This is a genomic window from Paenarthrobacter sp. JL.01a, assembly GCF_025452095.1.
Taxonomy (GTDB): Bacteria; Actinomycetota; Actinomycetes; order Actinomycetales; family Micrococcaceae; genus Arthrobacter.
This window is the reverse complement of the sequence record NZ_CP104877.1, coordinates 918,289-941,710: the sequence shown is the minus strand read 5'-3', so window position 1 is coordinate 941,710 and position 23,422 is coordinate 918,289. Positions and strand designations below refer to the sequence as shown.

General features: G+C 62.0%; 14 protein-coding genes and 3 rRNA genes. 6 read left to right on the top strand and 11 right to left on the bottom strand.

All coding sequences use genetic code 11. From position 1 onward, the window contains the following. Positions 1-63: 63 nt before the first annotated feature. The 4 genes from N5P29_RS04630 to N5P29_RS04615 are packed head-to-tail and all read left to right on the top strand — an operon-like array spanning position 64 to position 4,417. The gene (locus tag N5P29_RS04630; RefSeq protein ID WP_144662842.1) at positions 64-1,065 is read left to right on the top strand and encodes an ABC transporter permease; all 1,002 of its coding nucleotides are present in this window, start codon (positions 64-66) and stop codon (positions 1,063-1,065) included. Continuing rightward, complete coding sequence (locus tag N5P29_RS04625; RefSeq protein WP_262277486.1) at positions 1,062-2,105, top strand: ABC transporter ATP-binding protein; 1,044 nt, start codon at positions 1,062-1,064, stop codon at positions 2,103-2,105. Before N5P29_RS04630 ends, N5P29_RS04625 begins: the two co-directional genes overlap by 4 nt. A 7-nt stretch (positions 2,106-2,112) precedes the next feature. Continuing rightward, complete coding sequence (locus N5P29_RS04620; RefSeq protein WP_262277485.1) at positions 2,113-3,135, top strand: ABC transporter ATP-binding protein; 1,023 nt, start codon at positions 2,113-2,115, stop codon at positions 3,133-3,135. Positions 3,136-3,172: 37 nt separating this feature from the next. Further along, a complete protein-coding gene (locus N5P29_RS04615) occupies positions 3,173-4,417 on the top strand; it encodes an amidohydrolase family protein (RefSeq protein WP_262277484.1) in 1,245 nt (414 codons plus the stop codon). Between the two features lie 84 nt (positions 4,418-4,501). Here N5P29_RS04615 and N5P29_RS04610 read toward each other — a convergent pair whose 3' ends face one another. The 5 genes from N5P29_RS04610 to N5P29_RS04590 form a co-directional block, all read right to left on the bottom strand. Next, entirely contained in the window at positions 4,502-4,987 is a 486-nt protein-coding gene (locus tag N5P29_RS04610) for a pyridoxamine 5'-phosphate oxidase family protein (protein ID WP_262277483.1), read from the bottom strand. Further along, the gene (locus N5P29_RS04605) at positions 4,953-6,314 is read right to left on the bottom strand and encodes an MFS transporter (RefSeq protein ID WP_262277482.1); all 1,362 of its coding nucleotides are present in this window, start codon (positions 6,312-6,314) and stop codon (positions 4,953-4,955) included. The genes N5P29_RS04610 and N5P29_RS04605 overlap by 35 nt, the downstream gene beginning before the upstream one ends. 163 nt (positions 6,315-6,477) lie before the next feature. Further along, complete coding sequence (locus tag N5P29_RS04600) at positions 6,478-7,302, bottom strand: peptidase M56 family protein (RefSeq protein ID WP_262277481.1); 825 nt, start codon at positions 7,300-7,302, stop codon at positions 6,478-6,480. Next, entirely contained in the window at positions 7,299-7,880 is a 582-nt protein-coding gene (locus N5P29_RS04595) for an RNA polymerase sigma factor (protein WP_262277480.1), read from the bottom strand. Before N5P29_RS04595 ends, N5P29_RS04600 begins: the two co-directional genes overlap by 4 nt. Positions 7,881-7,956: 76 nt before the next feature. Beyond that, the gene (locus tag N5P29_RS04590) at positions 7,957-9,360 is read right to left on the bottom strand and encodes an FAD-binding oxidoreductase (protein WP_262278505.1); all 1,404 of its coding nucleotides are present in this window, start codon (positions 9,358-9,360) and stop codon (positions 7,957-7,959) included. Positions 9,361-9,651: 291 nt separating this feature from the next. On the opposite strand from N5P29_RS04590, the gene N5P29_RS04585 reads away from it, so the two are divergent. Both N5P29_RS04585 and N5P29_RS04580 read left to right on the top strand, forming a co-directional pair. Continuing rightward, on the top strand, positions 9,652-11,379 hold the full coding sequence (locus N5P29_RS04585) for a glycoside hydrolase family 13 protein (protein WP_262277479.1): 1,728 nt from the start codon (positions 9,652-9,654) through the stop codon (positions 11,377-11,379). A gap of 19 nt (positions 11,380-11,398) precedes the next feature. Continuing rightward, a complete protein-coding gene (locus N5P29_RS04580) occupies positions 11,399-12,421 on the top strand; it encodes a LacI family DNA-binding transcriptional regulator (protein WP_262277478.1) in 1,023 nt (340 codons plus the stop codon). 37 nt (positions 12,422-12,458) lie between these two features. Here N5P29_RS04580 and N5P29_RS04575 read toward each other — a convergent pair whose 3' ends face one another. The 6 genes from N5P29_RS04575 to N5P29_RS04550 all read right to left on the bottom strand — a co-directional run bounded on the left by N5P29_RS04575 (position 12,459) and on the right by N5P29_RS04550 (position 23,421). Continuing rightward, positions 12,459-12,980 carry a GNAT family N-acetyltransferase gene (locus tag N5P29_RS04575; RefSeq protein ID WP_262277477.1) on the bottom strand — a complete coding sequence of 174 codons (522 nt, stop codon included), beginning with the start codon at positions 12,978-12,980 and terminating at the stop codon, positions 12,459-12,461. Continuing rightward, the gene (locus tag N5P29_RS04570) at positions 12,973-13,464 is read right to left on the bottom strand and encodes an SRPBCC domain-containing protein (protein ID WP_262277476.1); all 492 of its coding nucleotides are present in this window, start codon (positions 13,462-13,464) and stop codon (positions 12,973-12,975) included. Before N5P29_RS04570 ends, N5P29_RS04575 begins: the two co-directional genes overlap by 8 nt. A 124-nt stretch (positions 13,465-13,588) precedes the next feature. Beyond that, a 5S ribosomal RNA gene (gene rrf / locus N5P29_RS04565) occupies positions 13,589-13,705 on the bottom strand. 150 nt (positions 13,706-13,855) lie between these two features. Then, positions 13,856-16,999 (bottom strand): 23S ribosomal RNA (locus N5P29_RS04560). A 515-nt stretch (positions 17,000-17,514) separates the two neighbouring features. Continuing rightward, positions 17,515-19,033: ribosomal RNA gene (locus N5P29_RS04555) — 16S ribosomal RNA — on the bottom strand. The 16S, 23S and 5S rRNA genes sit together here, the layout of an rRNA operon. Positions 19,034-19,758: 725 nt before the next feature. Further along, positions 19,759-23,421, bottom strand: a complete 3,663-nt coding sequence (locus N5P29_RS04550) for a 1,4-alpha-glucan branching enzyme (protein WP_262277475.1) — start codon at positions 23,419-23,421, stop codon at positions 19,759-19,761. Position 23,422 lies beyond the last annotated feature (1 nt).

Below are 23,422 nucleotides of genomic sequence, written 5' to 3'. Positions count from 1 at the left end.
GAACCATTAGTCCAGAAGGAGAAGCGGGCCGCCTGCAGTGGCGGGCGGCCCGCAACCACCACCATGATGACGTTCATTCTTCGCCGGGCCGGATCGTTGGTCCTGCTCCTTTTCGCGGTAAGTTTCATCACCTTCACCTTGTTCCAGCTGGGACCGTCCGACCCCGCAGCGGCTGCCTGCGGCCAGGAGTGCACACCCGAGCGCGTCTCCGAGGCCCGTGTTGCCTTGGGCATGGACCAACCGTTTTTCATCCAGTACTTCGACTACATCCGGGGGCTCTTCTCCTCGAGGATGATCGGAGCCCCGGGGGCACAGACCCTCTGCGAATGGCCTTGCCTGGGCAAGTCCTTCCAAACCAACGAGAACGTCGCTGACATCATCGGCCGATCACTGCCCTACACCTTCTCCATGGCCATCGGCGCGTTGGTGCTCTGGACCATCACGGGCGTGGGGCTCGGCCTCCTCGCTGCGTTGCGCAAGGGAACCCCGGTGGACAAGTTCATCGTCGGGGCCGCCTCTGTGGGCGTCTCGCTGCCTATCCCCGTCACAGGCCTCTTCCTGCTGCTCTTGTTCGTCAACCAACTCCATCTGCTGCCCTTCACCACCAACGAGATCAACAGCCCGTTCGGTCCACAGGGTCCGGGAGCCTGGGTGGCCAACTACCTGCTGCCCTGGATCGCCTTGGCAGTGCTCTTCAGCGCCTCCTACATCCGGGTGACGCGCACCAACATGATTGAGACGTTCGGTGAGGACTTCATCCGCACAGCACGCGCGAAAGGCCTCGCGCCCCGGACCGTCACGTTCAAGCACGGCGTCCGGGCCGGCATCACCCCGGTAGTGACGATGCTGGGCATGGACATTGGCCTCTTGCTCGGCGGCGCTGTCCTCACGGAGCAGATCTTCTCCGTCCCTGGCCTGGGTTTCACGGCAGTGCACGCCGCGATCTCCGGCGACCTCCCTGTCACCATGGCCATCACCATGCTGGCCGCGTTCTTCGTCATCGTCGCCAACGTTGCCGTGGACCTCGCCTATGCCGCCATCGATCCCAGAGTGAGGCTCCAATGACCCAGCTCCACACAGCAACAACGGCGGGCGCCACAGCTACCGCGCCTTTCCTTGAGGTCCGCGACCTGACCGTGAAATTCCCTACGGACGACGGCGTTGTCTCCGCAGTGAACGGCATGGACTTCACGTTGGATCGCGGCCAGACCCTTGGCATCGTGGGTGAATCCGGCTCCGGAAAGTCCGTGACCAGCCAGGCGCTGATGGGCCTGTTGAAGGGCACCTCGGCAAAGGTCAGCGGCCAGGCAATGTTCCAGGGCAAGGACCTTGTTGCCCTCCCCGAGTCGGCCATGCGCCAACTTCGCGGCCGCAACATCGGCATGATCTTCCAGGATCCCCTCTCGGCCCTCCACCCCTTCTACACGGTGGGGCACCAGATCGCAGAGGCGTACCTGGTCCATAACAAGGCGAGCAAGAAGCAGACCCGGGCTGCCGCCGTCGACATGCTGGGACGGGTGGGGATTCCCAGCCCGGAGCAGCGCTTCGACGAGTACCCGCACCATTTCTCGGGGGGCATGCGGCAGCGCGCCATGATCGCGATGGCGTTGATTTGCGAGCCCGAACTCCTGATCGCGGACGAGCCCACCACAGCCTTGGATGTAACGGTCCAAGCCCAGATCCTGGATCTCATGTCAGAGCTCCAGGAGGAGACCAACTCGGCGCTCATCCTCATCACGCACGACCTCGGCGTCGTGGCCGAGGTCTGCGACAACGTTCTGGTCATGTACGGCGGCCAGTGCGTCGAGTCCGGGACGGTGGACGAAGTCTTCTACGACACCCAGCACCCGTACACCTTGGGCCTGCTCAACTCAATGCCGACCCTCACCGGCGCTGCAAGCCAGCTGACCCCCATCCCCGGCCAGCCGCCGTCGCTCCTTGACCTGCCCAAGGGCTGCATTTTCAGCGCACGGTGCCAATACGCCGATCTCGCCGGCGACGGCGTCTGCGCCAGCCAGCGGCCCGGACTCCGCGTCGAAGATGGGCACGGCAAGCGCTGCCACCTGAGCGGCCCGCAGATCATCACCATCCGGAATTCCCGTTAGGACTGCCATGGAACAGCAAGCAATTCTCCAGGTAGAGAACCTGCAGAAACATTTTCCGCTGAAGGGCGGCCTCCTTCCGGGCGCCGCCAAACGTTCGGTCAAAGCGGTCGACGGCGTATCGTTCAGTCTCGCTCGAGGCCAGACTTTGGGGCTGGTCGGTGAGTCCGGGTGCGGTAAGTCGACCACCGGACGCATGGTGGCCCGGCTACTGGATCCGACCGGCGGACGAATCCTGGTGGACGGCGAGGACATCAGCCAGCTGCGCGGCCGGGACCTGTACAACTTCCGGCGCAAGGTCCAGATGATCTTCCAGGACCCTTTCGCGTCCCTGAACCCGCGGCAATCCGTGGGGACCGCCATCGCGGCTCCCATGGTGGCGCAGAAGATCAACCCACCAGGTGGACTGAAGAACAGGGTCAAGGAACTTCTGGACCAGGTGGGACTGAAGCCGGAGCACTACAACCGCTTCCCCCATGAATTTTCCGGCGGGCAGCGGCAGCGGGTGGGCATCGCCCGGGCCATATCACTGAACCCGTCGGTGATCGTGTGCGACGAACCTGTGTCCGCCTTGGACGTTTCAGTCCAGGCGCAGGTAGTGAACCTGCTCCAGCAAATCCAGCGGGACACCGGGGTTTCCTACATCTTCATCGCCCACGATCTCTCTGTGGTCCGGCACATCTCCCACGAAGTCGCTGTTATGTACTTGGGCAAGATCGTGGAACAAGGACCCCGTGATGTTTTGTTCAGCAACCCCTTGCACCCCTATACCAAGGCCCTGCTGTCCGCGGTCCCGCTGCCGGATCCGCGTGCTGCCCGGGAACAGGTGAAGGTGCGGCTCCGGGGTGATCTCCCCTCTCCCGCCAATCCGCCCAGCGGCTGCGTCTTCCGGACCCGTTGCCCGCTGATTGGCACGCTGCCGGAGGAACAACGCCGCCGCTGCATCGACTCGATTCCTGCACCGGCCACCCCCGCCGCGCCGGCCTGCCACCACGTGGACAATGCCGCAAAAGTCTTGACCGCCGCGCAATAACCGGCAGTCAATGGATTCACAACCGAAGGAGCAACCATTGAATACCCTGATCCGTGCCGTCCGCCCCTGGGGGCAGGCCCTCAGCGACGTCACCCTCGCCGCAGGCGAAGCGGGCGACGCCGAATCGGGCGGCAAGATCACCGCCGTCGAACCGCATGACCCGTCACGCGTCATTCCAGGTGACGTGAGCGTAGTGGAAGGCCGTGGGCGTTTGCTGCTGCCGTCCTTCTCCGACGTGCACGTCCACTTGGATTCCACCCGGATCGGCTTGCCGTTCCGTGAGCACACCGGCGGCCCGGGTGTGTGGACCATGATGATGAACGACAGGCAGAACTGGCGCAACGCCGAGGTGCCCTTGCAGGACCGGGTGAACGACACCCTGGGACGGATGATCGCGCGGGGCACCACCCGGGTGCGTTCCTACGCCCAGGTCGACGTGGACTGCCGTCTTGAGCGTTTCGACGCCGTTGCTGCCGCCAAGGAGAAGTTCGCGGCGCAGGCGTCCGTGGACATCATTGCCTTCCCGCAGGCTGGCCTGTTGCTGGAGGAGGGCACCGTGGAACTCATGGAAGAAGCCCTGAAAGCCGGGGCCAACGTGATGGGCGGAATTGATCCTTGCAGTGTGGACCGGGATCCGGCCAGGCATCTGGACATCGTGTTCGGCCTGGCGGAAAAATACCAGGTTCCCATCGATATCCACCTCCACGAACCTGGTGAACTGGGTGTCTTCAGCACCGATCTGGTACTGGAGCGCACCCGCGCTTTGGGCATGCAGGGCCAGGTGACCATGTCCCACGCCTACCAACTGGGCAGTGTTAATGAGGCCACCACCCGCAGGCTGATTGACGCCTTCGCGGAGCTTGACGTCTCCCTGGCTTCGGTTGCACCCGCTGCCGCCGGTCAGCTGCCGATTCCTCTGCTGACCGAGGCCGGGGTCCGTCTGGGTCTGGGCGAGGACGGCCAGCGCGACTACTGGTCCCCCTATGGCAACACTGACATGCTGGACCGGACCTGGCAGCTCGCCTTCACCCATGGGTTCCGGAAGGACGAGCTGATTGAGCACTGCCTGGCCATCGCCACCATTGGTGGTGCCAGCATTCTGGACCCCGGCGCGACCAGGCTGAAGGACACCGCCCACCGTCCCGGCGTCGAGGTCGGCGATCCCGCGGAGCTGCTCCTGGTGGACGGCGAAACCGTGGCCTCCACGGTGATGGACCGGGGCAAGGACCGCACGGTCATTCATGCCGGTCGCGTTGTGGCGGACCAGCTGGAACTCGTTTAGCTGTTGCCGAACCCGCTCTTGCACGGAGCTCTGGCCGTCGTACGGTGAGGGCTCCGCGTAAGGGCGGGTTCTTTGCTGCCCGGCCTACTCGCTCCGCGCCGTGGGTGCTTTATCCATCGGGGTCCACCACGTATCCGGCGGCGTCACCGTGAACCGGCGTCCGGTCACGGAAGAGGGAATGATCCTGATGAACTGGTCCTTCTGGCCCGCCTCCCAAGGGAAAAGCAGGAGGCCGATGGTATCCAGCACTTCCTGCGTCAGGCTCACAGCGGTGGCTTGTCCCTTGACGACTACGCTCCAGGCCACTCCGGTTTCAGGATTCACGCCGTCGGCCTCGATGGCGACAGGGGTATCGCTGAGTGCCGCGTGCAGCTTGGTGCCTTCTCCTGTCCGGAACACCATGGTGCCGTGGTCCACCTTGTAATTCACGGGAAAAATGTCCGGCTGGTGGTCCACCACCACGGCCAGCCGGCCCACCGAAACGCCGCGGAGCAGTTCCCAGCATTCGTTGGTTTCAAGGATTTCCGTTGCCGGGCTACTTGGCTGGTTCGTCGATGATGAGTTGCTCATACCGCGAGGATACGCCGCTGGATTGCCCTCTGACAGTCCCGGGACCGACGCTCACCAAAGGCCCGCGGATGGCGAAGAAACCGGCGACGGCGAGCACCACCGCTTCCGCGGCCAGCACGCAGAAGGTTACCTCCCAGCCTCCGGTGATCTCGTGCAGCAGCCCCGCCAGCAACGGACCCAACGAGGCCAGCGCGAAGCCAAACCCTTGGCTCATGGCGGACAGTTTCCCGGCCGACTCCGGTCCGGCTGATCGAATCACCATCAACGCCATGCCGAGTCCGAACCCGGCGCTTTGCACAACCCCCAGGATCCCCACTGCCAGGAACTGAAGCTCCGCAGGCGCCGCCAGAACACCCAGCAGTGCCGCAGCCACCGAGAGTCCCAGCCCCGGCGCCAGGATCCGAAGGATTGCAGGCCGGCTGGCCAGGACGGGAGCCAGCAGGCTGGCCGGGAGTCCGGCGAGGCTGAACCAGGCAAGGAGCGCAGCGGCATCGGCAGGGCCAAGGCCACGGGACACCAGGTAGACAGCCAACCAGGATGTGATGGCGAAGTACAGCATGGCCTGGAGGCCAAAGAAGGCCGTCACGGCCCACGCGGTGCGTTGCCTTCTGAGCGGAGCGCTAACGTCCGACGGCGGGACGTCCGACGGCGCTCCTGGCGCGCCGACCGCGGTGGCGCCGACCGCCGTGGCACCGACCGCCGTGGTGACGGAGGCGGACGAGGCGAGTGCCGCCGTCGGACGCCCTCCAGAGCGGTGGATCAGGAACGCACCGATGAGGGCCGGTACCGCCCACACCGCCAGGGCTGAAGCAAGATTGCCGCCGAAGGTCAGTTCCAGGGGTTGGACCAGGCCCGCACCGAGCGCAGCGCCAAGACCGAATCCCATGGTGCACAGCCCCGTCCACCATCCTGTGCCGCGGTTGGCTTTGACGATCTGGGGCACCAGCACGCTGGCGGTCATGATCGCCATGCCGGCCAGGAAGGTCCCGGGCAACAGGAGTGCAGGTACGGTCGAGCGGATGATCAATGCTGCCGCCAATACCAAAAGCGCGACGGCGACGGCCCGGCCTGTCCCGAGGCGTCGGGCCAACCACGGCCCGATCGGCCCGGACACTCCGAAGGCCAACACAGGGAGCGTGCCTAACAGGGGCAGCAGAGCCGGATCCAGGCCGAACGCGCCGGGCACCTGCGCCATGACGCCCGCGACTGTGGTGATGGCGGGACGGAGATTGACAGACACCAGCACCAAGGCGAGCAACACCAGAGCCGTAGGGACGTGGGAGCGACGTCCCGAAGATTGGGGCACCGCCCGGCGCTGTTCTGACACGTCGATCTCCTCATAGCCTCTTTGGTATACCAAACAAGAGTATGGGTTGATCGCTTGGATGTAAATCCGCGTTATTGCGCGAGGTCAACCTGACGTTCACTCGACCGCGAGTAAGCTTGGGATACCACTGAGAATCAGTGCTGGAGTGCCCCTCGCCCGCGGGTCACTGCATGCCAGCAGAAGGAACAGGAACCGTGAGCTGTTCAACGGCGATCCCACCGCCGATGACGAACTCCCCCACCACTTTCTTGCCGTTGACGTCATACACGGGAATCGCCACGGACTTCCCCGCCCGTGCCTCCTGCCAAGCCAAAGCATCGGCAGGGCTCCTGAAGGTCTTCATCGCAGCCGTCCCGTCCGCCTCTTCCAGATCCGTTCTGTACACGTAGCCCCGCGTTTCATTGGTCGCAATCACAGCGATCAGGTCCGGCGCCCCTTTTTCGTTCTCCATCCCGTAGGTCTTTCCATCATCGTTAACGGCCCATTCAGTTGTTTCCTGATTGACGTACTTTGCAGTGATCTTCCAGCGCGTGTTGGAGCCAGTGGAAATCGTCAGGCTCGTCCGGCCAGGTATGAGCGGGCTGATTCCCCGGGAGGTGTAGGGGCCCCGGACAAGGTCCTCGCTGGTGCAGCCAAGGCCAGCTCCCCCGTCGCCGATCTTGAGGAATCCAGGTGAAAGGCACGTGAGCTCCATTTGAATACCTGTGGTGCCGGCAGGCGGTTCGCCGAGGTCGACGGTGGCTGTTCCTTCATAGCTCCCCGAGACGGGCGCGGAGAGGGACGTCACTTGCTGGCTCCCCGGCATCACGAAATATCCTGCCGCCGCTGCGCCTACACCGCCCAAGAGCCCGACGCCCACCACGCAGCCTGCTCCCAACCAAAGCCGCATGTGCTTGCGTTTTCGGGACGGGGAGGCCTTGTGAACCCGTGCGACCAGCTCTGAGCGCAGGGCCCTGCTCAACAATTCATCCGGCTGTAACTGGCTCATGATCGGTCGCCTTCCAATGCAGGTGCTGACTGAAACGTGCCCCATGCCGCTTTCATCCTTTGACGCGCACGGTGCATCCGGGTTTTGGCGGCCGCGGGCGTCAGGTCCAACACTTTCGCGGCCTCGGCGATGGTGTAATCCTCGAAGATGACCAGGCTCACGAGCTGCAGGTCAAGATTGTTGAGCGTGCCCAGTGCCCGCGCAGCGTCCTGGTCCATCTCCTTTTGGAGCACGAACTCATCCGAGGCCGTACTCGCCGCTTCGAATCTCGGCAGGGAGTCGAGCAATTTCCTGTAACGGAACATGGCCCTCTTGCTGTTCCGGGCGATATTCGTGGTTGTTACCAGCAGCCACGGAAGCACCGATCCCTCGACCAGCCGAACTTTGGCCCTGCACCGCCACAGTTCAAGAAATGCCGTGGACATGATGTCTTCGGCTTCGGTCCGGTCCGCCGCCAGCCGGTAAGCGTGGCGGAAGATCCGGTCCCGGTGCCGATCGAACAGCAGTCCGAAGGAGGCACCGTCGCCCCTCAGGCTTTCCTGCCACAGCCGGAAATCCCCGGCCTCATTGTTCCCCATGCCCTGTATTGTCCGGGAGCCGGCAAAAGGTTTCACACCTTCGGAAAGTTCTGAAACTCCCGCGCAGCGTCTGACGCTAGATGGCCTTCCCCGGATTCAGGATCCCCTGCGGATCAAACAGCTCCTTGATCCTGCGCTGCAGCTCACGCACCGGCTCAGGCTGCTCCAGTCCAAGCCACCGCAGCTTGTACTGTCCTACCCCGTGCTCACCGGTGATGGTGCCGCCCATTTCCAGGCCCACACGGATCGATTCGTCCAGGGCAGCATTGAGTCGCACCAAGGCATCGGCGTCTGTTGCGGGATCCACCCGGTCCATCCAGAACGTTGGGTGCAGGTTACCGTCGCCGGCGTGGGCCACCACTTTGAGGTTGACCTCGAAGCGCTTGGCCATTGCCTCGAGCGAGGCTACGAAGTCCACCAGGCGCGACCGCGGAACCGCAATATCCTCCCCCACCCTGAACTCGTCGTCCACTTCCACGCCGCGGCTGTTGCGGCGCAGCTCCACCAGCATTTCGGCCTCGGCGCTGGCTTCCGTGGTCACAGTGGCGCCGCCTGCGGCGAGAACCTGCCGGACGACGTCGGCCTCTGCAGCCGCACCGAAACCGTCGGTTTGGATCAGGAGCAACGATTTCCCGCGCTTCTGCAGATCCCCTCCGTGGAGTTCATCGAGCTGGACCAGTGTTCCGTTGTCCAGCAGCTCCATGATGGCGGGCTGCACGCGCGCCTTGCCCACAGCCAGGACGCCCGCGGCAGCGCTGCGGAAGTCCTGGTAGAACGCCGCGATGGTGTGCACCTCCCGTGGCAGGTATTTCAGTCGGACGGTCACCCCCACCACGATGCCCAGGGTTCCCTCCGATCCCACCAGCAGCGCCGTGAGGTCGTAGCCGGCCACGCCCTTGAAGGTCTGGTGTCCGGTACGCATGAGCGACCCATCCGCCATGACGACGTCGAGCGCCAACACCGAGTCGCGTGTCACCCCGTATTTGGCGCAGCGGAGCCCTCCGGCGTTGGTGGCTACGTTGCCGCCAATGGTGGACATCTTGTAACTTGCCGGGTCGGGCGCGTACATCAGGCCGTATTCGGCGGCGGCGGCGTTCAGGTCGGCGTTGATGACGCCGGGTTCGACGACGGCGGTCTCGTCGTCGGGGTTGAGGTCCAGGATGCGGTTCATCCGCTCCAGGCTCAGGACGATGCAGCCTTCGGTGGCGTGCGCTCCTCCCGAGACCCCCGTTCCGGCGCCGCGCGCGACGATCGGCACCTGATGCGCGGCACAGCTGCGGACCACGTGCTGCACATCCGCCACCGATTCTGCCCACACGACGGCGAGCGGAAGGTGCCGCTCCACCATTGGCCCCTGATCGATCGAGTAAACCGTCAGTGTTTCTTCGTCCCGGGCTACCTGCTTGGCCGCAAGCCCGCTGGCTAACTGGTCCAGGAAAGCCGCTCCAGCCGGGGACACCCCGGCTTTTGCCTCACCCATGGTGCGGCTTCTGATGCTTTCTGCTGATGTTCCGGCGATGGCCGTTTCGTCCGACAAGACATTCCCTCCACATGAGCACCGCGGACACGCCAAACCGGCAGTCTTCGCAGTCGTCAGGCCAGTCTAGCCAGAGCATCGCGGATGCTTTCAGGGCCGCATCTGCAAACGTTTCCAACAGTTCGACTGTCACGCTGCACGCAATACGGCGTGCATGGCTTAGGGCTTGTAATAACAGCATCCTCAGCACTGGAAACGTTTACAATTTTGGTGATCCTCTTCTACGATGACTCCATGTCCGTTGATTCTCTGCTCCAGGATTCCGCCGTCGAGCCCCCTGCAGCGTTTACGCAAATCACCCCCATCCACGATGCCTCCACGGCCCACGGTTGGTGGCGTTCCGCCGTCATTTACCAGATCTATCCGCGGTCCTTCCGGGACTTCAATGGCGATGGCATCGGCGACCTTGCGGGCATCACCGCCGAGCTCGCGCAGCTGGCAGGCCTGGGAGTCGACGCCGTATGGTTGTCGCCGTTCTACCGCTCGCCTCAGCGTGACGCCGGGTACGACGTCAGCGACTATTGCGACGTCGATCCCCTGTTCGGAACGCTGACAGACTTCGATGCCCTGATTGCCGAAGCCAACCGGCTCAATCTCCGGGTGATTGCCGACATCGTCCCCAACCACTGCTCGGACCAGCACGTCGCTTTTCAGGCCGCTTTGGCAGCGGGGCCGCACAGCCCCGAGCGCGAAGTCTTCATTTTCCGGGACGGACTTGGACCGGACGGCAACGAACCACCCAACAACTGGCAGTCGCACTTCGGCGGACCGGCCTGGACCCGGGTCATCGAGTCGGACGGTCGGGCAGGGCAGTGGTACCTCCACCTCTTCGATTCCTCGCAGCCGGACTTCAACTGGGACAACCCAGCGGTTCACGCGGAGTTCGAACGCGTCCTCCGCTTCTGGCTGGACCGTGGGATTTCCGGTTTCCGCGTCGACGTGGCCCACGCGTTGGTCAAGGCCCCCGGCCTGCCAAACTGGGGCGGGCGGCCCGACGGAAACAGCTCGGAAGGCTTCCCCGGCCAGGACGCTCCCATGTTTGGCCAGCGGGCCCTGCATGACATTTACCGTCGCTGGCGTTCCATCCTGGAGGAGTACGGCCCGGACCGCATCCTGTGCGCCGAGGCCAACGTGGATCCGCTGCCCCGTCTTGCCCAATGGGTCCGCCCTGATGAAATGCACCAGGCCTTCAACTTCCCCTACCTCCACGCCGGCCTGGACCTCAACCGCCTGCGCCACATCATCACGGACTCGTTGATTTCCCTGGACGCCGTAGGCGCCCCGAGCACCTGGGTCCTGTCCAACCACGACGTCGTCCGCCACGTCTCGCGCTTCGGTTACGACGGCCCGGGCCCCCGTGACGGCGACGGTATCGGCCCGGACGACGAACAGCCCAATGAAGAACTCGGACGACGCCGGGCTGCCGCGGCAACCGCGTTCATGCTCGGCCTGCCGGGCGGGGCGTACCTCTACCAAGGCGAAGAGCTCGGCCTGCCCGACTCCACGAGCATCCCGGGAAGCATGCGCCAGGACCCCACCTTCGTCCGCACCGGCGGGGCCAGGATCGGGCGCGACGGCTGCCGCGTGCCGCTGCCCTGGCGTTCAGCTGAACCCCACGCGGGATTCGGGCACGGACAGGATCCCTGGCTCCCGCAACCCGAGTCTTGGCCCACGTTGGCGAGGGACCAGCAGGAGTCCGATCCGGCGTCGCACCTTAACCTGTACCGCGCGCTGCTTGCCGAACGGGCGCGGCTGCGGCTGGGCGCAGGGTCGCTCGCCTGGGTGGAGGACTACTGCACGGAATCCACCCTCGCGTATCTGAATGGAAACACCCTGGTTGTCATGAACGTCGGGGCGGAATCCCTTCCGTTGCCAGCGGGCGAGGTCATCCTGCGCAGCTCCGCGGCCGAAGCCACGCATCCACTAGGCTCGGGGGAGACAATCTGGCTTTCAGCCAGCTAATTTCCCACCAAGGAGCAGCATGACCGGCATCAAGGACGTGGCCGAGCACGCAGGGCTTTCCGTCGCTACGGTGTCGCGGGCCTTGAGCGGCAAAGGGCATGTCTCCCCCGCCAGCCGGGAGCGCGCACGCGCCGCGGCCGCCGAACTTGGTTTTGTGTTGTCTTACCACGCCTCAAGCCTGGCGTCCGGCCGTACGCACAACGTTGGCCTTGTGGTTCCCTCGGTCCACCGCTGGTTCTATTCAGCGGTGGTCGAGGGAGCCTCGGCAGCACTCCTCGAAGCTGGCTACGACCTCACCCTGTACAACATCGGCGAAAACCCTGCGCGGCGCCACAGCGTCTTCAGCGATTTCCTGCTGCGCAAACGCGTCGACGCTGTGATCGCCGTGTCCCTGGAACTCAGCGAAAGCGAGACCCGGCAACTCCACGCCATGCACCGGCCCATCGTGGGCATTGGCGGGCCGCTGCCGGGAGCGTCGACCATCCGGATCAATGATGCCGGCATCGCAATGCAGGCCACCAACCATCTGCTGGGACTCGGCCACAGGAAAATCGCGCACATCACGGGAAACGAAACGTACAACCAGGACTTCCAGCTGCCCGGAACCCGCCGCGGCGGCTTCGAAAAGGCAATGAACGACGCCGGCTGCCAGGTCAGGCCCGAATGGATCGTTACTGCTGACTTCACTATCGAAGGTGCGTACGCGGCTGCGCGGCAGCTGCTTGCAAGTGCGCCTGAGCGGCCCACAGCTGTCTTCGCGGCCTCCGATGAGATGGCTATCGGAATCATCCTGGCGGCCCGCGATTTTGGTCTACGTATTCCTGAGGATCTCTCCGTCATGGGCATAGACGGACACGACCTCGGAGCTGTCCTGGGCCTGACCACGATCGACCAGGACGCCAAAGGCCAGGGGGCGTTGGCCGTCCGGACGCTCCTTGGAGCGATCAACAATGGACTGGTCCTTGAGGCCGCCGATGCGGAGCATCCCACCAAACTGGTTGTTCGCAACAGCACGGCCGTGCCAAAAACTGTTGCTGGCTAGGCACGGGTTCACGCGTCTGGAATCATCTGCCAGCCAGCTACGGCAGCTGGCGCTCCATGAAGAGCTCCAGTTTGGTGGTGTCCTGCGGGTACGGCCGGCTGGCGCCCGTGATCACGAAACCGTGGCGGCGGTAGAAGGCCTGGGCACGCGCGTTATCCTCGTGGACACCCAGTTCAAGGGAATGGGCGCTGAGCTCCTTGGCCGCTGCCTCGACCGCCTGCTGCAGGAGTTCATCGGCCAATCCAAGTCCACGATATTCGGGCGCTACGTACACACTGATAAGCACTGCCTGCAGCGACCGCGCCGGATCCTGGGGATGCTTCACGGCCACCCGCATGAGGGCACAGAACCTGGAGCCGTCCTCACCGTCGTCGGCCACCAACGTGATGCTCGCGTCCCCGGACATGGCAACGGCGCGTTCCTGCCACTGACTGTCCGTCTGGCGTCGTGCAGCGTCAACACTCTCGATATAGGCCATGGGAGTATCCGCGAGCATCTCCAGACGGACCTTCTTCAGGAGTTGCCAGTCAGCTGCGCTGAGCCTGCGAACCCTAGGCAACTGCTCCGCCCATGAACCTTGCGTAACGCTCCAGAACCCGGGGCCAGCCTTCCGCGTACGACGCCCTGGAGGCTGCAGGGTCTTCGGCGCCCTCCCAACCGTCGTGGATGAGGCGCACTTCCGTGCCACCCTCGACTGCACTGAAGACCACCCGGATCTCGGTGGACCATAAGGGCGTGCCAGCGGGGTACCAGCTGGCGTGGAAGGACAACGGCGGCTGCCAGTCATCAATGGTGCCCCACACTGATGTACGGCCGTCCTCGGCTGTCTCCAGGATGAGGTTCTCCTCAAACTCCACGTGGGAGCCAGCGCCGTAAACGCTCTCCTCTTCCAGCGGCCACCAAAGGTGGGGATGATCCGTGAATCCCTGGAAGGCATGCGGGACGGTAGTGGGTACGACGACACTGACGATGAGCGGCTCAAGGTCCTCGCCGGTGCGGGACGCCTCGGGCTCTTGGTCAGGGTGGCTGAAGAGATTTTCCATGACCACCAACTCTACCGGGGGTGGAAGCGTCGGCGGTGGCGGAGACCAACCTCATTACATGGTGTTTGTGGTTGTTAAAGTCGAAAGGCCCCAACCGTCGTGGTTGGGGCCTTTCTGAATGTGTGTCCGGCGGTGTCCTACTCTCCCACACCCTCCCGGGTGCAGTACCATCGGCGCTGTGGGTCTTAGCTTCCGGGTTCGGAATGGGACCGGGCGTTTCCCCCACGCTATGACCGCCGTAACCTTGTTACCCGTTCCCCCGCTCTTGTGTGGTGGGGGTGGGAAGACTGTTGGTTACAACTGTGGTGTTGTTATTTAGTTGTTGGTTCCTGTTTCAACTGGTGGGTTGTTGGTTGGGAACCACATAGTGGACGCGTGCAGTGTGTTGTGTGTGGTGTAAGTTGTTGGCCTATTAGTACCGGTCAGCTTCACGAGTCGTTAGTCCTCGCTTCCACATCCGGCCTATCAACCCAGTGGTCTGGCTGGGGGCCTCTCACACAAATTGTGTATGGAAATCTCATCTTGAAGCGAGCTTCCCGCTTAGATGCTTTCAGCGGTTATCCCATCCGAACGTAGCTAATCAGCGGTGCACTTGGCAGTACAACTGACACACCAGAGGTTCGTCCGTCCCGGTCCTCTCGTACTAAGGACAGCCCTTCTCAAATTTCCTGCGCGCGCAGCGGATAGGGACCGAACTGTCTCACGACGTTCTAAACCCAGCTCGCGTACCGCTTTAATGGGCGAACAGCCCAACCCTTGGGACCTACTCCAGCCCCAGGATGCGACGAGCCGACATCGAGGTGCCAAACCATGCCGTCGATATGGACTCTTGGGCAAGATCAGCCTGTTATCCCCGAGGTACCTTTTATCCGTTGAGCGACGGCCATTCCACAATGTACCGCCGGATCACTAGTCCCGACTTTCGTCCCTGCTCGAGATGTCTCTCTCACAGTCAAGCTCCCTTGTGCACTTACACTCGACACCTGATTGCCAACCAGGCTGAGGGAACCTTTGGGCGCCTCCGTTACTTTTTAGGAGGCAACCGCCCCAGTTAAACTACCCATCAGGCACTGTCCCTGACCCGGATCACGGGCCGAAGTTAGATGTCCAAAGTGACCAGAGTGGTATTTCAACGATGACTCCACCCGAACTGGCGTCCGGGCTTCAACGTCTCCCACCTATCCTACACAAGCCACTCCGAACACCAATACCAAACTATAGTAAAGGTCTCGGGGTCTTTCCGTCCTGCTGCGCGTAACGAGCATCTTTACTCGTACTGCAATTTCGCCGAGTTTATGGTTGAGACAGCGGGGAAGTCGTTACTCCATTCGTGCAGGTCGGAACTTACCCGACAAGGAATTTCGCTACCTTAGGATGGTTATAGTTACCACCGCCGTTTACTGGGGCTTAAATTCTCAGCTTCGCTCCGAAGAGCTAACCGGTCCTCTTAACCTTCCAGCACCGGGCAGGAGTCAGTCCGTATACATCGTCTTGCGACTTCGCACGGACCTGTGTTTTTAGTAAACAGTCGCTTCCCCCTGGTCTCTGCGGCCCACACCCGCTCACGGAGAGCAAGTCTCCATCACGGGGCAGGCCCCCCTTCTCCCGAAGTTACGGGGGCATTTTGCCGAGTTCCTTAACCATAATTCTCTCGATCGCCTTGGTATTCTCTACCTGATCACCTGTGTCGGTTTGGGGTACGGGCGGCTAAAACCTCGCGTCGATGCTTTTCTAGGCAGCATAGGATCACCGGATCCCCCCGAACGGGGGTCCCATCAGATCTCAGGATCGTGCTCGAAACACACAGGAACGGATTTGCCTATCCCTGACCCTACATCCTTAGACCGGGGCAACCATCGCCCGGCCCGGCTACCTTCCTGCGTCACACCTGTTAATACGCTTACCTCCCGGGATCAGGTCCCGCGCTCGGCCAAAACCCACAACACCACAAGGGTGAGCGGGCAGGCTCCGGGCGGTTAGTATCCCCCGCTTGGCATGGGCGGTTTTTCGCCGGTACGGGAATATCAACCCGTTGTCCATCGACTACGCCTGTCGGCCTCGCCTTAGGTCCCGACTTACCCAGGGCAGATTAGCTTGACCCTGGAACCCTTGATCATTCGGCGGACGGGTTTCTCACCCGTCTTTCGCTACTCATGCCTGCATTCTCACTCGTGTAGGCTCCACCGCTGGTTTCCACCGCGACTTCACTGCCCACACGACGCTCCCCTACCACTCCACACCCCTGAACCACGAAGGCTAGGGTACTGTGTGAAATCCACAACTTCGGCGGTGTACTTGAGCCCCGCTACATTGTCGGCGCGGAATCACTTGACCAGTGAGCTATTACGCACTCTTTCAAGGATGGCTGCTTCTAAGCCAACCTCCTGGTTGTCTTCGCAACTCCACATCCTTTCCCACTTAGCACACGCTTAGGGGCCTTAGTTGGTGGTCTGGGCTGTTTCCCTCTCGACTATGAAGCTTATCCCCCACAGTCTCACTGCTGCGCTCTGACTTACCGGCATTCGGAGTTTGGCTGACGTCAGTAACCTTGTAGGGCCCATCGGCCATCCAGTAGCTCTACCTCCGGCAAGAAACACGCAACGCTGCACCTAAATGCATTTCGGGGAGAACCAGCTATCACGGAGTTTGATTGGCCTTTCACCCCTACCCACAGCTCATCCCCTCCATTTTCAACTGAAGTGGGTTCGGTCCTCCACGACGTCTTACCGTCGCTTCAACCTGGCCATGGGTAGATCACTCCGCTTCGGGTCTAGATCACGCCACTACACTCGCCCTGTTCAGACTCGCTTTCGCTACGGCTACCCCACACGGGTTAACCTCGCGACGTAACACTAACTCGCAGGCTCATTCTTCAAAAGGCACGCCGTCACAACTACAAAGGCTGCTCCGACGGATTGTAAGCACACGGTTTCAGGTACTGTTTCACTCCCCTCCCGGGGTACTTTTCACCTTTCCCTCACGGTACTGGTCCGCTATCGGTCATTAGGAAGTATTTAGGCTTATCAGGTGGTCCTGACAGATTCGCACGGGATTTCTCGGGCCCCGTGCTACTTGGGATACTCTCCAGGCGGCACACAACATTACGGTTACGGGGCTCACACCCTCTCTGGCCGGCCTTTCAAGACCGTTCACCTATGCACGCACTCTCACCTCACTGGCCCGGCAGAACCAGAACGGAAAGTCCCACAACCCCGCCCATGCAACGCCCGCCGGCTATCACACATGGAAACGGTTTAGCCTGATCCGCGTTCGCTCGCCACTACTAACGGAATCACTCTTGTTTTCTCTTCCTGCGGGTACTGAGATGTTTCACTTCCCCGCGTTCCCCCCACGCACCCTATGTGTTCAGATGCGGGTCACACAATCACCTTGCAGCGTTGTGCGGGGTTTCCCCATTCGGACATCCTGGGATCAACGCTCGGTTATCAACTCCCCCAGGCTTATCGCAGATTCCTACGTCCTTCTTCGGCTCCTAATGCCAAGGCATCCACCGTGTGCCCTTAAAAACTTGACCACACACATCGAACAAAACGCCCGATCATGATGCATCAACTACTCGAGAGAACCACGACCACAAAAGGCCAGGTTCATCAAAAAGAAATTGCTGTAGAAACACACACACAAGTGCGTGTGTCTCAGATGCTCGCGTCCACTATGTAGTTCTCAAACAACAACCCCATCAACCAGACCACCACACCCCCAACAAGGGAACACGGCAGTACCGGAAGCAGGAACAAAAGAAACACCAGTCTCCAATGCATTGCTGCAAAAAGGTCCTGTTGCCTCAGGACCCAACAGTGCGCCAAACACAACCCCCACAACCAACACCCCGGACACGTTCCCAACAACCCCGAAGGACCGCCGTACTAGCACCAGGACACCACCGCAAAGGCCATGCCAAAAAAATGATTCGTTGATATTCCACCCATGAGCACCCACCGCAGAACAAACGCCTGCGCAATGGGCAACACTGACAACCACACCCCCACCCATGCAGGCAGGGACAACAGATTGTAAGCAGCTCCTTAGAAAGGAGGTGATCCAGCCGCACCTTCCGGTACGGCTACCTTGTTACGACTTAGTCCCAATCGCCGGTCCCACCTTCGACGGCTCCCCCCACAAGGGTTAGGCCACCGGCTTCGGGTGTTACCAACTTTCGTGACTTGACGGGCGGTGTGTACAAGGCCCGGGAACGTATTCACCGCAGCGTTGCTGATCTGCGATTACTAGCGACTCCGACTTCATGGGGTCGAGTTGCAGACCCCAATCCGAACTGAGACCGGCTTTTTGGGATTAGCTCCACCTCACAGTATCGCAACCCTTTGTACCGGCCATTGTAGCATGCGTGAAGCCCAAGACATAAGGGGCATGATGATTTGACGTCGTCCCCACCTTCCTCCGAGTTGACCCCGGCAGTCTCCTATGAGTCCCCGGCCGAACCGCTGGCAACATAGAACGAGGGTTGCGCTCGTTGCGGGACTTAACCCAACATCTCACGACACGAGCTGACGACAACCATGCACCACCTGTAAACCGACCGCAAGCGGGGCACCTGTTTCCAGGTATTACCGGTTCATGTCAAGCCTTGGTAAGGTTCTTCGCGTTGCATCGAATTAATCCGCATGCTCCGCCGCTTGTGCGGGCCCCCGTCAATTCCTTTGAGTTTTAGCCTTGCGGCCGTACTCCCCAGGCGGGGCACTTAATGCGTTAGCTACGGCGCGGAAAACGTGGAATGTCCCCCACACCTAGTGCCCAACGTTTACGGCATGGACTACCAGGGTATCTAATCCTGTTCGCTCCCCATGCTTTCGCTCCTCAGCGTCAGTTACAGCCCAGAGACCTGCCTTCGCCATCGGTGTTCCTCCTGATATCTGCGCATTTCACCGCTACACCAGGAATTCCAGTCTCCCCTACTGCACTCTAGTCTGCCCGTACCCACTGCAGAACCGGAGTTGAGCCCCGGTCTTTCACAGCAGACGCGACAAACCGCCTACGAGCTCTTTACGCCCAATAATTCCGGATAACGCTTGCGCCCTACGTATTACCGCGGCTGCTGGCACGTAGTTAGCCGGCGCTTCTTCTGCAGGTACCGTCACTTACGCTTCTTCCCTACTGAAAGAGGTTTACAACCCGAAGGCCGTCATCCCTCACGCGGCGTCGCTGCATCAGGCTTTCGCCCATTGTGCAATATTCCCCACTGCTGCCTCCCGTAGGAGTCTGGGCCGTGTCTCAGTCCCAGTGTGGCCGGTCACCCTCTCAGGCCGGCTACCCGTCGTCGCCTTGGTAGGCCATTACCCCACCAACAAGCTGATAGGCCGCGAGTCCATCCAAAACCACAAAAGCTTTCCACCCCCCACCATGCGATGAGGAGTCATATCCGGTATTAGACCCAGTTTCCCAGGCTTATCCCAGAGTCAAGGGCAGGTTACTCACGTGTTACTCACCCGTTCGCCACTAATCCCCCAGCAAGCTGGGATCATCGTTCGACTTGCATGTGTTAAGCACGCCGCCAGCGTTCATCCTGAGCCAGGATCAAACTCTCCGTTGAAGTAAAACAAATCAAACAGACACAACCACACCCACCGGAAATAACGGCAAGAACGCGGCTGCACAAAATTCGAAACCAGCTGAAAACCAGACCACCACACACGGGGGTGCGCGACAGTACTGGCATAAATTTCAACCAATCAAAAAACAATCGGTATCAACAAACTTGGCACACTATTGAGTTCTCAAACAACAGACACTACCGGCACCACCACCAACCCCACAGGGCCACTGGATCGCTCCGAAGCAACTTTTCAAACTTACACGCTGCCTGCCTCCGGGTCAAATCGGTGAGCTGGACTTGATTTTCCTTGCGGGTTCTTGTCAGCATCACCGCCCTCCACTGGGGAGCAGCGCGGGTATTAACTATACACACACTCTGCCGGGTTGGCAAAGCCCCGGTTCGGCGGGCATGTGCCCGCCGAACCGGGCAGGTAACCCGGCAGTGTGTGGTCCTGGCTTCCGGCGCCGTTCGGAACCCAAACGCCGCAGCCGGGGTCCGCCGTCGAACGCTTCACTGGCACCTAACCAGCAACGCTCCTCCACCGCAGTGAAGGAGCGTCGCGTGAAAGCGGCCGTTACGTGAGCGAGCATCCGCACCAAACCCCGGGAACATGAGCGAGCATCCGCACCAAACCCCGGGAACATGAGCGAGCATCCGCACCAAACCCCGGGAACATGAGCGAGCATCCGCACCAAACCCCCGGGAACGTGAGCGGGCGTCCGCTACTCAGCCGGACTGAACCATGCGGCTCCGAGCGGCGGGAGGGTGACCGACAGCGCGGCCGGTTGCCCGTCGGTTCCCGGCGTCGTGGCCTTCAAGGTGCCGGTGTTGATTACCCCGGAACCTCCATAGGATTCGGCATCCGTGTTCAGCACTTCCGTCCACTCCCCTGCTGAAGGAACACCCAGGATGTAGTCGTGGTGCGGACCGCCGGAGAAGTTCACCGCACACACCAGGGGCTTGCCGTTGTTGCCCCGGCGGATGAAGGTGAGGACGTTGTGGTCGGCGTCCCCGCCGTTGATCCACTGGAAACCACTGGCCTCGTTGTCCTTCTCGTAGAGGGCCGGCGTGGACGAATAGACCTCGTTGAGGTCCTTCACCAAGAGCTGCAGGCCGCGGTGCGCCGGAATGTCCGCGAGGAACCAGTCCAGTCCGTATTGCTCGGACCACTCAGCTTCCTGGCCGAATTCGCTGCCCATGAAGATCAGCTGCTTGCCCGGGTGCGACCACTGGTAGGCGAAGAAGGCGCGGAGGTTGGCCAGCTGCTGCCAACGGTCGCCCGGCATCTTGCGCAGCATGGAACCCTTGCCGTGGACAACCTCGTCGTGGCTGATGGGCAGCAGGAAGTTCTCCGTGAACGCGTACACCAGGGAGAAGGTGACGGTGCCGTGGTGCCACTTGCGGTTGATGGGGTCCTCGGAAATGTACTTGAGGGAGTCATGCATCCAGCCCATGTTCCATTTCAGCCCGAAGCCCAATCCGCCATGGTTGGTGGGTGCCGTAACACCTGGGAACGCAGTGGACTCCTCAGCGATGACGATCGCGCCCGGGTGGGTTTTATAGACCGTGGCATTGACTTCCTGCATGAAGGAGATCGCCTCGAGGTTTTCCCTGCCGCCGAACTTGTTCGGACGCCACTGGCCTTCTTCACGGGAGTAGTCCAGGTAGATCATCGAGGCCACAGCGTCCACGCGCAGGCCGTCGACGTGGAACTCCTCGAGCCAGTACAGCGCGTTGGCCACCAGGAAGTTGCGGACCTCACTGCGGCCGAAGTCGAAGATCAGGGTTCCCCAGTCAGGGTGCTCCCCCAATGCGGGGTCTGAGTGCTCGTAGAGTGGTTGGCCGTCGAACTGCGCCAGCGCCCACGAGTCCTTGGGGAAATGCGCAGGAACCCAGTCGAGCAGGACACCGATGCCGGCCTGGTGGAGCGAGTCCACCAGGAACCGGAACTCGTCCGGGTGCCCGAAGCGTGACGTCGGCGCGAAGTAGGACGTCACCTGGTAACCCCAGGAGCCGCCGAAGGGGTGCTCGGCAACGGGCATGAATTCAACGTGGGTGAAGCCGAGCCACTTCACGTACTCCACGAGCTCCTTGGCGAGTTCCTTGTAGCCAAGGCCCAGGCGCCAGGAGCCAAGGTGGACTTCGTAGACGCTCATGGGCGAGTTGTGCGGGTCCTTCTTGGCCCGGGCGGCCATCCACTCCGCGTCTTTGAAGCGGTAGCTGGGGTCCACTACGCGCGATGCCGTCAGCGGAGGAACTTCGGTTCCGAAAGCCAGCGGGTCGGCCTTTTCGATCCAGTGGCCGGACTTGGTGAGGATCTCGTATTTGTAGCACGCCCCTGCTACAACGCCCGGGATGAAGAGTTCCCACACCCCGGAGGAGCCCAAGGACCGCATGCCGTGCGAACGGCCATCCCAGCCGTTGAAGTCACCCTTGACGCGGACAGCCTGGGCATTCGGAGCCCAGACGGCGAAGGAAACACCGTCCACGGCGCTCAGCGAGGAACGGTAGTGCTGGACGTGCGCCCCCAAAACATCCCAGAGCCGTTCGTGGCGGCCTTCACCGATCAGGTGCAGGTCCACCTCACCCACGGTAGGCAGGTAGTGGTACGGGTCATCGATGGTGACGGGTTCGACGTCGTACACCACTTCCAAACGGTAGTCCGGCACGTGGCCGGCCTGAAGCGGTTCGAGGACCGCTGTCCACACGCCGTGGGATTCGTGCTCCATGGGGGTACGGCCGGCCTCGGTCACTACGGTGACGGTTTTGGCCAGATGCTTCACCGTCCTGATGGTCACATGGCCGTGGTCATCGAGGTGGGCACCAAGGACCGAATGCGGCGCGTGGTAAGCGCCGGCCGCCACGCGTTCCAAGGTCTCGGAGTCCACGTGCAGGGGAACTCGGGGCCGTTCGGTACGTGCTGAGCCAGTCATGTCATTACCTTCCGCTGTTGCTGCCGCATGCTTGCCGCGGCTTGTATTGTCGAGGATTTGTCGCGATGCGTGGACCGGTATCGACAACCAGTCGGGCCGGTTACGCAGCTCGTACACCACCTCGTATAAGGCCTTGTCCAGCCACAATGCCACAAAGAGCGGCGACTGGCGGTCAATGGTTCCAGGGGTGACGTCGCTGTACCCCTCGATGAAGGCTGCGGCGCAGTCATCCACCCAGTTTTCCGGCACCTTCGCCTCGGGGTTTTCCCGGATGGCTGCCCCGGCTGCGTAGTCGAACGAGCGCAACATGCCGGTGACGTCCCGCAAGGGAAGGTCGGGGTTGTTGCGCTCATCGATCGTCCGGAGCGGCTCACCTTCGAAGTCCAGGATGGCCCAGCGTCCAGGCTCCCCCGCTGCGCCGGGAACCTGCAGGATCTGGCCCAGGTGGAGGTCGCCATGGATGCGCTGCAACTGGCCCACGGACTGCGGATCGAGCGCCGACAGCAGCTCTTCAAGACTTCCGTCATAAGGCCCGACGGCGGTTGACGCCTCAGCCCACGACTGCCGGACGCGCCGGGCAAGGGTTGCGATGATGTCGGAGCCCTGCTCCTGGCCGTCGTGGGTGCCAAAGGTTTCCGCCAGCCTGGCGTGGACTGTAGCCGTGGCCTTTCCCAGTCCACGGGCTTCGTCCGTGAAATCCTGGCCGGCCGCTGCCGAGTCAACAGCCAGGCGCCAAGCGTCCAGGCCACCGCTCAGGAATTCGTGCGCAACCGTCAGCTCGCCGGATGACTCCGCAATGGACTCCCCAGCATTGGTTTTCGACGCCGGCTCATGCCACGAGCCCGTGATCCACCCCAACGTCGCGGGAACCTCGCGGGTGTCAGCGGCTGTCAGGGCGGCGCCCAGCTCCACTTCCGGGTTCTTGCCTGCCGAGAGGACGCGGAAGATTTTCACGATCGCGGCCGACTCGCCGTCGTCGATAATGACGGACGTGTTGGACTGCTCACCGGACAGGACCCGCACCGATACCGGAGTCCCCGGGAGCGGAACGCGACCATGGGTGAGGTGGCCCTGGACCGAAGCCACTGCTCCTTCGCTGCTCATCAGCTGCAGCCAGGCCGAAATAAATCCGGGATCGTAGACGGCGTCGTACACCAGGCGAAGGCCAGGATCCGTGATCTCACCCAGGAGGGCCGTCGGCGCGTCAACCAGCGGCTGGCTGTGGAAGCTCAGCGGTACCTGCACGACGTCGGTCCGCGGACCGCCGTCGGCCGTCCTGTGGGTGACGGCCAACAGCAGGACTTCCAACACGGCGTCGCCGCCGCTTGGAAGCCGGAAGCTGCCCACTTGCTCCAGTGCAAAGTCGGGGCTCTTGACCGGGAACCAACGTTTGCCGGGAAGCCATGCCCGAAGAAGTCCTTCAACGGAGGGGTTCAAGTTTTCCTTGTTCATC